The sequence below is a fragment of the Micromonospora arborensis genome (assembly GCF_003205615.1).
GTDB lineage: Bacteria > Actinomycetota > Actinomycetes > Mycobacteriales > Micromonosporaceae > Micromonospora > Micromonospora arborensis.
Genome location: NZ_PYBV01000002.1, coordinates 123,378 through 135,910 on the forward strand (window position 1 = coordinate 123,378; position 12,533 = coordinate 135,910).

The window sequence follows — 12,533 nt, forward strand, 5'->3', positions numbered from 1 at the left end:
TGGGGCAGGTCAAGCCTACTGTGGGCCGGCAGCGCCGTCGTGTGAGGCACCACAAGTCCAGGACCGACCGAGGCCGGGGACGACAGAGCCCTGGGCACCCTCTCGCCATGATCAATTGATGAGAAGTAGGTACCAGGGGCAGCTCGAACCTACTTTTCATCAATTGATCAACGCATGCCATGCCGGTGTCGCAATGGCGCGTCGCAGCAGGGCTACGCCCACGACTCGACTCGCCGAGCGTTGCGACAACGCGGCATCCGCCACGTCATCCCTGAACGGTCGGACCAGGTCGCCCGCCGGGCCGCCAAGGACAGCGCCGGCGGGCGACCCCCGGCCTTCGACAAGGTGATCTACCGCAAACGTAACGTCGTGGAACGCTGCTTCAACCGATTCAAACGGTGGCGTGACCTGGCCACCCGCTACGCCAAACACGCATCCCTTTACCGCGCCAGCCTGGTCCTCATCGCTGCCGTCATCTGGCTTCCTTGATCGACAGGACAGGCCCTAGCCCCGGCGGTTGTTCAGCCAGCGTTGCAGGAGGTCGCCGGGGTCTTCGTCGGTGGGCTGCTGCTGGCGGTCCGGAACCGCCGGGCGGTCCACCGGGCGGTGCGGATCGCCGGCCAACTCGTGGCTGGGCGCGGCGAACGCCTTCTCCGGTTGTCCCTTGACCGCGGTGGCCATGACCCGGGCGACCGCGTCGATCACCTTGGTCTGCACCGCCGAGCCCACCTCGTCGGCCGGGTCGTCCGGGTTGGCGGCGATGCCGGCCACCGCGACCTGCGGGGTGAAGCCGACGAACGTCTCGGTGGAGTTCTGCTCCGAGCTACCCGTCTTACCGGCCACCGGCCGGCCGTCGAGGATGTCGTTCACACCGGTGGCCGTGCCGCCGTTGCACTGCCCGAACGCCGACTGCTGGCCCACCGGGCACCGAGCGGCGTCGGTCGCGGCACGGGCGACGTCGGCGTCGAGGACCCGCTTGCAGGACGGCTGCCCGACCGGCACCTTCTCGCCGTTCGCGTCGGTCACCGAGGCCACCGGCACCGGCGTGCAGTAGGTGCCTTCGGCGGCCACCGTGGCGTACGCGTTCGCCAGGTCCAGCGGAGTGGTGGCGGCCACGCCGAGGGTGAAGGAACCCCAGTTGGCGGCGTTGTTCTTGGCGAAGGAGGCGTCCGAGTCGGCACGGAAGGTGATGCCGAGCCGCTGCGCCATCTCGACCACCTTGTCCTGGCCGACCTGCTCGGCCAACCAGACGAAGTAGGTGTTCACCGAGCGGCCGAAGCCGTCCCACATCATCCGGTACCCGTCCATCCAGTCCGGGTTCGCGTTCGCCGGGCACCAGTGACCGTCACAACTGCCCGGGCCCTCGGCGGCGTACCGGGTGGGCAGTTTGGCGGGCGCGTCGAAGCCGGTGGAGAGGGTACGGCCCGCCTCCAGCGCGGCGAGCATGGTGAACAGCTTGAACGTCGAACCCGCCTGGTACCCGTCGACGCTCGCCCCGCCGGAGATCAACGGGTTGACGGTGTTCGGGTAGTTGGCCTGCCCGGCCGGGTTGTCGGCCAGGCTGTAGTGCCGGTTGACCGCCATCGCCAACACCTGCCCGGTGCCCGGCTGGACCGCCGCGATCGGCAGGGCGCGCTTGTTGTCGTAGGAGTAGACCTTGGTGGCCTGCTGCTGCGCGGTGGCCTGGACCTTCGGGTCCAGCGAGGTGACCACGGTGTAGCCACCCGAGCGCAGAGCCTGCTCGCGCTCCGCGACGGTCGCCCCGAACGCGGGCTGGCTCACCCACCACTGGCGCAGGTAGTCGCAGAAGTAGCCCCAGTCGTCGTGGCCCTGGGAGACGGCGGTGCAGCCGTTGGGCTGGGCGGTCGGGTGCAGGGTCAGCGGCTCCGCCTTGGCCTGGGCGGCCTGCGCGGCGGTGATCGCGCCGGTGGCGACCATCGAGTCCAGCACGTACGAACGGCGGGTCAACGCGTCGTCCTTGCTCCCGTCGATCGGGCTGTACGCGTCCGGGGACTGCACCAGGCCGGCGAGCAGGGCCGACTCGGCGAGGGTCAGCTGCGCCGGAGGCTTACCGAAGTAACGCTGACTGGCCGCCGCGATCCCGTACGCGCCGGAACCGAAGTACGCGATGTTCAGGTACCGGTCGAGGATCTCGTCCTTGCCGAGGTTCTTGTCCAGCGCACTCGCGTACCGGATCTCCTGGATCTTGCGCCCGACGGTGGGGTCGGTCGCCGCGGCGCGCTCCTCGGCGGTGCGGGTGGGGTCGGTCTTCAGGACGTTACGGACGTACTGCATGGTCAGCGTCGAGCCGCCCTGCTCGGTGCCGCCGCCCTTGACATTGGCCACCAGTGCCCGGGCGAGACCGCGCAGGTCCGCGCCACCGTGGTCGTAGAAGCGCCGGTCCTCTGCCGCCACGATCGCCTGCCGCATCACCGGTGCGATGTCCGCCAACGCGACGTCGGTACGGTTCACGTCGTAGAAGGTCGTGATCAGCGTCTTGCCGTCGTTGGCGTAGAGGTACGAGCGCTGCGGCGTGGCCGGGGTGCGCAGCGAGGCGGGCAACGAGGCGTACGACGCGAGCGCCGAGCGGGCGGTCAACCCGAGCAGCAGGTTGCCCGGCAGCGCGGCGACTGCCAGGGCAAGCCCGGCCAGCACGCCGGCGAGCAGCACGGTGAACAGCCGCGACAGCGGCGAGCGGGAAGCGGCCATGCTCCCCAGGATTGCCACGAAAGCCGCCAACCGACCACCCCCACAGGCCAATTGTCAGCAACTTCACGGCCCCCCACCAGCCCCCACCCAGCCCCGCACCCCAGCCCCCGGCCGCCCGTCCCCCGGCCGCCCGTCCGCCCGCCCCGCGCCGTTGATCATGAGGTTATTGTCACGACACGCCGAGGCCAGGGACGATAACCTCATGATCAACGGACCAGGGCGAGCCGAGGGCGGCCGGGGCGCGGGGCGCGGGGGCGCCGGGCCGGGGCGCGGGTGGGCGGGTCAGGGGCTTGAGTTTGGGGTACTGAGGCTGGCGGCGGCTGCGTCCTGTGCGGTTTCGCGGGGCATCAGGCGGCCGGAGCGGTAGCCGATGCCGATGCCGGCGATCAGTACGAAGATCGCGCCGAACGTCTGCAGCGACCCGACCAGGGCGCCGCCCAGCCCGAGAAGTGGCGCGGCGATGATCAGCATGACTCCGTCGCCGAGGCTGAAGGTGCCCGAACGGGCCACCGCCCACCCGGTGAGGAACCAGCCCACGCTGTAGAACGTCGCGCCGACCAGGACCAGTGACCGCGCGGTGGTGCCGAAGACCGGCGTCTGCTCGGCGAGCCCGGCGAAGGGCAGCATCAGCACGGTGCCGGCGATGCTGACCAGCAGCCCGGCGGCGGCCACCCGGCGGCTGCGGGTCGCGGCCAGCAGCCCGGTGAGGGCCAGCAGCGCGAGCAGGCCGAGCCAGACCGCCGCCACCCAACCGATCAGGTACACCGCCTGGCCGTCGGCCGGGTAGGGGTCGTTGCCCACCCCTCCGTCACTGGCCATCGCCACCGCGCCGTAAAGGATGGCGTACGCGGGCAGCAGCCACACGGCCGCCCGCGCGAACCGACGCACCGACCAGGCCCAGCTCGCGTTCGTGGCCGGGCCGGCGGGGGTGGGCTCGCCGACGAACGGCAGTACGCCGAACCCGCCACCGGTGCTGCGGGACCCCAGCGGGGCGACCGGGTCGTGCGCGCCGGGCACCGGGGCCGAGGACCACATCCGATTCGCCGGATCCTTCATGCGTCACCTCGCTCGTCCGCGAGTGGTGCGGAACGCGCCGGGGCGCCCCGATTGCCTGGTCACCACCCGTCCTAGGACCGATCGTGGCAGGCGTCGGAGCGCCCCATGAGTCTTTCTCGCATTTACCCGGCCGGGCGGCCGGCGTACTGGATCAGCCGCGCTCGCGCTGGTCGGCCGGGTCCTCGGTCAGGCTGGTCGGGGACACCGGCTCCGGTGCGGGCAGCCCCTGCGGCTTGTTGCCGCCGGCGGCCTGCGCCTCGGCGACGCGTACCTCGTCGTGGATCTGCTGGGCCGCGTCCGCCGCGGCCTGCGCCGCCTCCGCGGCCTCGCGCTCGACCTGGCTCGCGTGTTCGGCCGCCTCCGGCGCGGGAAGATCCCCCACCATCTGGCTCAGCCCGCCGAGCGCGCCACCCATCCCCTCCAGCGCCTTGGTCAGCTCGGCCGGGACGATCCAGACCTTGTTGGCGCTGCCCTGCGCGATCTGCGGCAGGGCCTGCAGGTACTGGTAGGCGAGCACCTTCTGGCTCGGGTTCGCCTGGTGGATCGCGTCGAACACCGTCCGGATCGCCTTCGCCTGACCCTCGGCCTGCAGGATCCGGGCCTGCCGGTCACCGTCGGCGCGCAGCACCGCCGACTGCTTGTCACCCTCGGCGGTGAGGATCACCGACTGCTTGTGGCCCTCGGCGGTGAGGATCGCCGCCCGGCGGTCCCGCTCGGCGCGCATCTGCTTCTCCATCGAGTCACGGATGCTGGCCGGCGGCTCGATCGCCTTGATCTCCACCCGGGTCACCTTGATGCCCCAGCGGCCGGTGGTCTCGTCCAGCACCCCGGAGAGGTGCCGGTTGATCTCGTCCCGGCTGGTCAGCGCGCGCTCCAGGTCCAACGAACCGATCACGTTACGCAACGTGGTGACGGTCAACTGCTCGATGGCCTGGAGGAAGCTGGAGATCTCGTAGGTCGCCCGGACCGAGTCGACCACCTTGAAGTAGAGAACCGTGTCGATCGAGACCACCAGGTTGTCCGAAGTGATCACCGGCTGCGGCGGGAAGCTGACCACCTGCTCCCGCATGTCGACCTTGGTGCGAACCGCGTCGATGAACGGCACCAGCAGGTTGAGGCCGGGGCTGAGGGTGCGCTTGTACTTGCCGAGCCGTTCCACCACGTCCTGGCGTTGCTGCGGCACGATCCGCACCGCCTTGGCCAGCGTTATCACGGCGATCAACGCCACCGCGATCACCAGCACCCCGATTATCGTCATCCCGTTCACCCTCTCGCTTCCGGCAGCTCACCGGCGGAAGAAACATCGTCCTGCCACACCAGGGCTGTCGCGCCCCGGACCTTTATCACCCGAACCCGATGACCAGGGTCAAAACTCTGCGCCGTGTCGTACGAGCGGGCGCTCCACAGCTCACCGTCAATCTTGACGAGGCCGTGCTCGGCGTCCACCCGTTCCAGCACCAGCGCCGTGGAGCCCTCGATCGCCTCGACGCCGAACGGCTGCTCGCCGCTCTCCAACGCGGAACGGCGGTGCCGGCGGATGACCGGCCGGGCCACCACCAGACTCAACGCCGACACCACCGCGAAGACCAGCGCCTGCACGAACACCGGCGCGCCAAGCGCCGCAGCACCGGCAGCAGCGAACGCGCCGACCCCGAACAGGATCAGAAAGAGCGTCGTCGTGAAAATCTCGGCGACCGCCAGCACCACACCCAGAACGATCCACACCACGGCGTCCACACCCCGATCGTGACACGCAAATGCACGCGCGGCAGCCCCGCGAAGATCAGTAGGCTCGGCGAGGCCCTTTCCGACCATGATCCGGCGGCCCGACCCGAGGAGATTGCGTTGACCCTGCTGCCCGAGACCGCCCGACAGTTCGACACCCAGGTCGCCCAGGCGCAGCTCGACGGCCGCGCCCCGTCGCTGGTGCTGGGCGTGGTCCGCGACGGCGCGCTGGCCCATCTCGCCGCCGCCGGCGAGCACCCCCGCCCGGACGTCGACCTGCAGTACCGGCTGGGCTCGATCAGCAAGACGATGACCGCCGCCCTGATCATGCAGATGCGCGACGCCGGACGGCTCGCCCTGGACGACCCACTGGAACGGCACCTGCCCGGCACCGGTCTGGGCGCGGTCACCCTGCGCCAGATGCTCGGGCACGCCAGCGGCATCCAGCGCGAACCCGAGGGCGACTGGTGGGAGCGGACGGCGGGCGTCGACCTGACCACCCTGCTCGCCGGGCTGACCGCCGACAAGATCGCCTACCCGCCGCACCGCGCCTACCACTACTCCAACCTGGCGTACGGGCTGCTCGGCGGGTTGCTCGAACGACTCAGCGGGATGCCCTGGGCCGACCTGCTCAACGAACGACTCCTCGGCCCGCTGGGAATGCGCCGCACCACGTACGCGGCAACCGAGCCGTACGCCCGCGGCTACGTCGTACACCCCTGGCACGACACGTTGCGCGAGGAACCCCGTACCGACACCGGTGCGATGGCCCCCGCCGGGCAGCTCTGGTCGACGATCGAGGACCTGGGCCGATGGGCCGCGTTCCTGGCCGACCCCGACCCGTCGGTGCTGGCCGCCGAGACGGTGACCGAGATGTGCTCGCCCGTGGTGATCGGCGACCTGGAGGCCTGGACCCACGGGCACGGTCTCGGGGTGGAACTCTTCCGGGAAGGAAACCGGGTGTACGCCGGGCACGGCGGATCGATGCCCGGCTACATCGCCTCGTTGGCCGTGCACCGGCCCACCCGCACCGCCGTGGTCGGCTTCGCCAACTCGTACGGCCTGCGCACCGGTCGCCTCGGCGCGCTCAGCCGGCGACTGCTCACCCTCGTGCTGGACCGCGAACCCGCGCCGCTCACCCCGTGGCGGCCGGCCGCCGCCGCCCCGCCCGCCGAGCTGGCCGAGCTGACCGGCCGCTGGTGGTGGATGGGCACCGAGATCGAGGTGACCGCAGACCCCGCCGGGGACCTGCACGCCGGCCCGGTCGGCGCACCGGACCTCCGCTTCGTCGCCGAAGGCCCGGACCGCTGGCGGGGGCGGACGGGCAACCAGGACGGCGAGATCCTCACGGTACGACGCGACGAGCAGGGCCGAGCGGTCGCTCTGGACATCGCGACCTTCGTCCACACCCGCACCCCGGACCAGGAGCCCTGACCCGCGCGTCGCCCCGTCCGGTGCGAGTCTGGGATGGTGGCGTCGCGATCCGCACATCGTTCGAATCGCCCGCCCCCAAGATCCGTGCAACTTCACCGATGTTGCTGCCTCGTGGCGCTCGGAGGCAGCAACATCGGGGAAACTGCGCGGATCTTGAGCGACGGGCGGGGCGAGCGCGAGGGCGGGTGGGTCAGGCGGGCTCGGTGACGAAGTCGATCAGGCGTTCCATGGCGTTGATCAGCGGGGTTTCCACGTCGGCGAAGCTGTTCACCCGGGACAGGATGTGCCGCCACATGTCGGCCGGCTCGGCGACCCCGAGGGCCGCGCAGACCCCCTCCTTCCACGGCTGCCCCGGCGGCACCACCGGCCACGCCGCGATGCCCAGCGCCGCGGGCTTCACCGCCTGCCAGACATCCACATACGGGTGTCCGGTCACCAGCACGTAGGGCGAGTTCACGCGAGCCACGATCCGGCTCTCCTTGCTGCCCGGCACGAGGTGGTCGACGAGCACACCGAGGCGTCGGGTCGGGCCGGGGCCGAAGTCGCGTACCTCGGTGTCGAGGGCGTCGATGCCGTCCAACGGCTCCACGACCACACCCTCGATCCGCAGGTCGTCACCCCAGATCCGCTCGACCAGCGCAGCGTCGTGGATGCCCTCCACCCAGATCCGGCTGGCCTTGGCCACCTGGGCCTTCACGTTCTCGACCGCCACCGACCCGGAAGCGGTCCGCCGACGGGCCGCCAGCACCGATGGACGGGTCGGGCGGCGCAGCGTCACCGGTCGACCATCGAGCAGGAACGCCGCCGGGAGCAGCGGGAAGTTGCGTCGTCGGCCATGCCGATCCTCCAGCACCACGGCGCCGGCCTCGAAGCCCACCACCGCACCGCAGAACCCGGAGTCGGCATCTTCCACGACGAGATCCGGTTCGGCGTCCACCTCGGGGGTGACCTTCCGCCGCCGCCAGTCTCCCGCCAACACGTCCTCGCCGTATCGCCCCGCCATGTCGATCACGCTAACCCCCGCAGCTTCGCCCCCGGCCCCGACACACCGCCCAATCGCCCCACCCACAGGGCGCGCAGGGACCGGGTGTCGGGGCAGGGACTCGGGGCGAAGGGGGCAGTTCGGGGCAGGCCGGGCGACCGGAGCGGCAGTCGAGACAGGGCCGGTCGTGACCACGTACCCTTTCGGCATGTCCACCCCCGCAGCGGGCGCGGCCACACTCACGCCGCGCCGGTCGAGCCGGTTCGTCGCCTGGGTGCGCGCGTGGCGCGCCGGGTTGGTGCCGTACGACGAGGTCGCCGACGCCATCGCCGGCAACGAGGAGCACCTTGTTGCGGACGCCCCCGGCACCTGGACCGATGTCCCGCTGAGCGCCGCGCTGCCCACCCTGGCCAAGCTCTCCCCGGACGACATCCGCCTGGTGCTGCCCGCGCCGGGCGACCCCCGAGGGCTGCCCGGTCCGGGCGACTTCGCCGGTGCGGCACTGGTCACGGGCGAGGCGGTGGTCGCGGGCGGGCTCGGTCTGATCCCCCAGGTGCGGATGCACACCTCCGGCTCGGGGGACTGTTTCGAGACGGTGCTCTGGCGGGTCTACCCGCTGCCGGCCAACGCGCCCGCCGCCTCACTCGCACTGCCCGGCGCGGCCGAGGCGGAGGCCGAGCTGGCCGCCGCGCTGGCCGAGACGACCGCCGCGCTGACCCGTCTCGACGTGGCCCAGTGGCGGCCCGAGTTGGCCGGCGCCCTGGCTGCGCTGCGCCGGCCGGACGGCACCACCGACCTGCCACCGGGCTTCGACCCGCGAGCCCGCCGGCTCTTCGCCCGCGCCGCGGTGCTCGACCGGGTGCTCGCGTTGGCCGGGCACGCCGCGCCCGGCGGCGCGATCAACAACTACGAGGCGCAGCAACGGGACGCGGCCCTGCGCCCACTCACCACGGCCTGCCGCCAGGCGCTGGTGGCCGCCTGCAACGCCCCACTGCGCCCCTGACGGGAGGCAACCATGGTCGAAACCGCTGTGTTTCTGCTGTTCGCCGCCGCCGAGATGCTGTTCCTCGTCTGGATGATCGTCGTGGTGCGCCGCCAGCACCGAGGCATGGTGGCGGCCCGCCAAAGCCGATCGGTCAGATCTCGTCGAGCAGGTCCGCGACCGAGTTGATGATCCGGGACGGGCGGTACGGGTAACGCTCCGCCTCGGTGCGGCTGCTGATCCCGGTGAGCACCAGGATGGTCTCCAGCCCGGCCTCCAGGCCGCACAGGATGTCGGTGTCCATCCGGTCACCGATCATCGCGGTGCTCTCGGAGTGGGCGTTGATCGTGTTGAGTGCCGAGCGCATCATCATCGGGTTCGGCTTGCCGACGAAGTACGGCTCCACCCCGGTCGCCTTGGAGATCATGGCGGCGACCGAGCCGGCGGCGGGCAGGGCGCCCTCCACGGACGGGCCGGTCACGTCGGGGTTGGTGCAGATGAACCGGGCTCCGTCGTTGATCAGACGGACCGCCTTGGTGATCGCCTCGAAGCTGTAGGTGCGGGTCTCGCCGAGCACCACATAGTCCGGGGCGAAGTCGGTGAGCACGTAGCCGACCGCGTGCAGCGCCGTCGTCAGCCCGGCTTCACCGATCACGTACGCGGTGCCGCCGGGCCGCTGGTCGGCGAGGAACTGACCGGTGGCGAGCGCGGACGACCAGATCGACTCTTCCGGCACGTCGAGCCCCATCCGGCTCAGCCGGGCCGTCAGGTCACGCGGGGTGTAGATCGAGTTGTTGGTCAGCACCAGGAACGGTTTGCCGGAGGCGCGCATCCGGTTGATGAACTCCGGTGCGCCGGGCACCGGTTGGCCCTCGTGCACCAGTACGCCGTCCATGTCGGTCAGCCAACTCTGCACGGGCTTGCGGTCATGCATGATGATCCTCAGAGGTCAGGGGCGTCGGGTCGGCACGCAGCAGACGGTCGGGCAGGTGTCCCACATCGGCAGCTCGCCCATGCGGCGGCGCAGCTGCGCACCGTCCGGGTCGGTTCGCTCGGTGACCAGCTCACGCACCATGGTCACGAAGCGCGGGTCGGTGCCCGGGGTCGCGGCCCGGACGAAGTCCAGGCCGAGCTGCTTGGCCGTCTCCAGCGCCTCGGTGTCCAGGTCCCACACGACCTCCAGATGGTCGGAGACGAACCCGATCGGGCTGACCACCACACCGGTGGTGCCGCCCTGCGCGAGGCTGGCCAGATGGTCGTTGATGTCCGGTTCGAGCCAGGGCATCTGCGGCGGGCCGGAGCGGCTCTGCCAGACCAGGTCGTACGCCAGGTCGGGGGCGGCGGCCGCGGCGACGAGCCGGGCGGTCTCGTGCAGCTGCGCCTCGTACCGGCCGCCGTGCGGGCCGGCGTTGGCGGCCATCGAGGTGGGGATGGAGTGGGCGGTGAAGACCAGCCGGGTGGTGTCCCGCTTCGCCGCGTCGAGCTGACCCAGCGCCGTCCGGACGGCGTCGATGTGCGGTTCGACGAAGCCGGGGTGGTCCCAGAACTGGCGCAGCTTCTCGATCACCGGGGCGTCCGGGCCGACCGCGGCCCGCGCGGCGGCGATGTCCTCCTGGTACTGCCGGCAGGACGAGTAGCCGCCGTACGCGCTGGTGACGAAGGCCAACGCCCGGGTGACCCCGTCGTCGCGCATCTGGGTGACGGTGTCGGCGAGCATCGGGTCCCAGTTGCGGTTGCCCCAGTAGACGGGCAGGTCGAGACCGTTCGCGGCGAAGTCGGCGCGGACGGCGGCCAGCAGTTCGCGGTTCTGCTGGTTGATCGGGGACACCCCACCGAAGTGCTGGTAGTGCTCGGCGACCTCGGCCAGCCGCTCCGGCGGCACACCCCGACCCCGGGTCACGTTCTGCAGGAAGGGCATCACGTCCTCGGGCCGTTCGGGCCCGCCGAAGGACACCAGCACCACCGCGTCGTACGACATGGGTTCATTCTTGCCGGTCGGCCCGGACCACCCGGCGACGCCCCCTGGTCCGGATGCGTGGGTCACGCGGTCGGTGGTCGGGGGCGTCGTCGGGGCAACGTCAGGAGCCGACGGCGTGGTAGCCGCCGTCGACGTGGACGATCTCGCCGGTGGTGGCCGGGAACCAGTCGGAGAGCAGCGCCAGGCAGGCCCGCGCGGCGGGCTCCTGGTCGGTGAGGCTCCAGCCCAGCGGGGCACGCTCGGCCCAGGCGTCCTCGAACTGGTCGAAGCCGGGGATCGACTTCGCGGCGATGGTGCGCAGCGGCCCGGCGGCGACCAGGTTGCTGCGGATGCCCTGCTTGCCCAGGTGCAGCGCCAGGTAGCGGGACGCGGACTCCAGGCCGGCCTTGGCCACGCCCATCCAGTCGTAGACCGGCCACGCCTTCGTCGCGTCGAAGGTAAGGCCGACCACCGCGCCGCCCGGGGACATCAGCGGCAGCGCCGCCATGGCCAGCGACTTGTACGAGAACGTGGAGACGTGCAGGGCGGTGGCCACGTCCTCCCAGGGGGCGTCGAGGAAGCCGCCGCCGAGGCAGCTCTGCGGGGCGAAGCCGATCGAGTGCACGACACCGTCGAGGCCGTCGACGTGCTCGCGTACCCGGTCGGCGAGGCCCGCCAGGTGCTCGGTGTTGGTGACGTCCACCTCGATGACCGGGGCCGGTTCGGGCAGCCGCTTGGCGATCCGCTCGACCAGGGAGAGCCGGCCGTAGCCGGTGAGCACGACCTGCGCGCCGTTCTCCTGGGCGAGCTTCGCCACCGAGAAGGCGATCGAGGCGTCGGTGATGACACCGGTGACGAGCAGCCGCTTACCGGCGAGCAGTCCGGACATCGCAGTTTTCCTCCGTAGTCAAAAGGGTTAGTGGCCCATGCCGAGGCCGCCGTCGACCGGGATGACGGCGCCGGAGACGTACCCAGCGCTGTCGGAGGCCAGCCAGGTGACCACGGCGGCGACCTCGTCCGGGCTGGCCATCCGGCCGGCCGGGATGGACTTGAGGATCTCCGCCTTGCGGTCGTCGGAGAGGCCGGCGGTCATGTCCGTGTCGATGAAGCCGGGCGCCACCACGTTCGCGGTGATGTTGCGGCTGCCCAGCTCCCGGGTGATCGAGCGGGCGACGCCGACGAGGCCGGCCTTGCTGGCGGCGTAGTTGACCTGCCCGGCGCCACCGGCGAGGCCGACCACCGAGGAGATGAAGATCATGCGGCCCCACTTGGCGCGGAGCATCTTGCCGGACGCCCGCTTCGCGACCCGGAACGCGCCGGTGAGGTTGGTGTCCACCACGTTCGTGAACTGCTCCTCGGCCATCCGCAGCAGCAGCGTGTCGGCGGTCATGCCGGCGTTGGCGACCAGCACCTCGACCGGCCCCAGCTCGGCCTCGACGGCGGCGAACGCGGCGTCGATCGAGGCGGCGTCGGTGACGTCGGCGCGTACGCCGAACAGCCCGTCGGGTGCCTCGCCGCTGCGGTGGGTGATCGCCACCCGGTCGCCCTGCTTGGCGAAGGCCTGCGCGATGGCCAGGCCGATCCCCCGGTTGCCCCCGGTCACCAGCACGGTACGGGCCACTGTTCCCCCTTGCGAATGGTCAGCACGGACGCGTCGGAGCCTAGGCGTTACCGGCAGGTAAGCGCTA

Annotated in this window: 11 protein-coding genes and 1 pseudogene; 3 read left to right on the plus strand and 9 right to left on the minus strand. The window is 71.3% G+C overall.

The window, feature by feature from the left end; all coding sequences use genetic code 11:
• Positions 1-201 precede the first annotated feature (201 nt).
• Positions 202-489 (plus strand): annotated as a pseudogene (locus C7C45_RS01595) (transposase); the annotation flags it as partial.
• Positions 490-504: 15 nt separating this feature from the next.
• On the opposite strand, the gene C7C45_RS01600 reads toward C7C45_RS01595, so the two are convergent.
• The 4 genes from C7C45_RS01600 to C7C45_RS01615 all read right to left on the minus strand — a co-directional run bounded on the left by C7C45_RS01600 (position 505) and on the right by C7C45_RS01615 (position 5,502).
• On the minus strand, positions 505-2,709 hold the full coding sequence (locus C7C45_RS01600) for a transglycosylase domain-containing protein (protein WP_244200185.1): 2,205 nt from the start codon (positions 2,707-2,709) through the stop codon (positions 505-507).
• Positions 2,710-2,991: 282 nt separating this feature from the next.
• Complete coding sequence (locus C7C45_RS01605) at positions 2,992-3,765, minus strand: hypothetical protein (RefSeq protein WP_110561813.1); 774 nt, start codon at positions 3,763-3,765, stop codon at positions 2,992-2,994.
• Positions 3,766-3,916: 151 nt separating this feature from the next.
• Complete coding sequence (locus tag C7C45_RS01610) at positions 3,917-5,023, minus strand: SPFH domain-containing protein (protein WP_110561853.1); 1,107 nt, start codon at positions 5,021-5,023, stop codon at positions 3,917-3,919.
• A gap of 5 nt (positions 5,024-5,028) precedes the next feature.
• Positions 5,029-5,502: an NfeD family protein gene (locus C7C45_RS01615; RefSeq protein WP_110561814.1), complete on the minus strand. Its 474-nt coding sequence runs from the start codon at positions 5,500-5,502 to the stop codon at positions 5,029-5,031.
• 108 nt (positions 5,503-5,610) lie between these two features.
• On the opposite strand from C7C45_RS01615, the gene C7C45_RS01620 reads away from it, so the two are divergent.
• On the plus strand, positions 5,611-6,924 hold the full coding sequence (locus tag C7C45_RS01620; RefSeq protein ID WP_110561815.1) for a serine hydrolase domain-containing protein: 1,314 nt from the start codon (positions 5,611-5,613) through the stop codon (positions 6,922-6,924).
• 190 nt (positions 6,925-7,114) lie between these two features.
• On the opposite strand, the gene C7C45_RS01625 is transcribed toward C7C45_RS01620, so the two are convergent.
• Positions 7,115-7,927: a DUF3097 domain-containing protein gene (locus C7C45_RS01625; RefSeq protein ID WP_110561816.1), complete on the minus strand. Its 813-nt coding sequence runs from the start codon at positions 7,925-7,927 to the stop codon at positions 7,115-7,117.
• 187 nt (positions 7,928-8,114) lie between these two features.
• On the opposite strand from C7C45_RS01625, the gene C7C45_RS01630 reads away from it, so the two are divergent.
• Positions 8,115-8,909, plus strand: a complete 795-nt coding sequence (locus C7C45_RS01630; RefSeq protein ID WP_110561854.1) for a hypothetical protein — start codon at positions 8,115-8,117, stop codon at positions 8,907-8,909.
• A 133-nt stretch (positions 8,910-9,042) separates the two neighbouring features.
• Here the strand turns inward: C7C45_RS01630 and C7C45_RS01635 are convergent, their stop codons facing one another.
• The 4 genes from C7C45_RS01635 to fabG form a co-directional block, all read right to left on the minus strand.
• Positions 9,043-9,822, minus strand: a complete 780-nt coding sequence (locus tag C7C45_RS01635; protein ID WP_091403868.1) for an HAD-IIA family hydrolase — start codon at positions 9,820-9,822, stop codon at positions 9,043-9,045.
• Between the two features lie 15 nt (positions 9,823-9,837).
• Positions 9,838-10,866 (minus strand): ferrochelatase, encoded by a 1,029-nt coding sequence (locus C7C45_RS01640; protein WP_110561817.1) that lies wholly within the window; start codon positions 10,864-10,866, stop codon positions 9,838-9,840.
• A gap of 100 nt (positions 10,867-10,966) precedes the next feature.
• A complete protein-coding gene (fabI, locus tag C7C45_RS01645) occupies positions 10,967-11,734 on the minus strand; it encodes an enoyl-ACP reductase FabI (protein ID WP_110561818.1) in 768 nt (255 codons plus the stop codon).
• A 27-nt stretch (positions 11,735-11,761) separates the two neighbouring features.
• Positions 11,762-12,466, minus strand: coding sequence for a 3-oxoacyl-ACP reductase FabG (gene fabG / locus C7C45_RS01650; protein ID WP_110561819.1), 705 nt, complete (start codon positions 12,464-12,466; stop codon positions 11,762-11,764).
• Positions 12,467-12,533 lie beyond the last annotated feature (67 nt).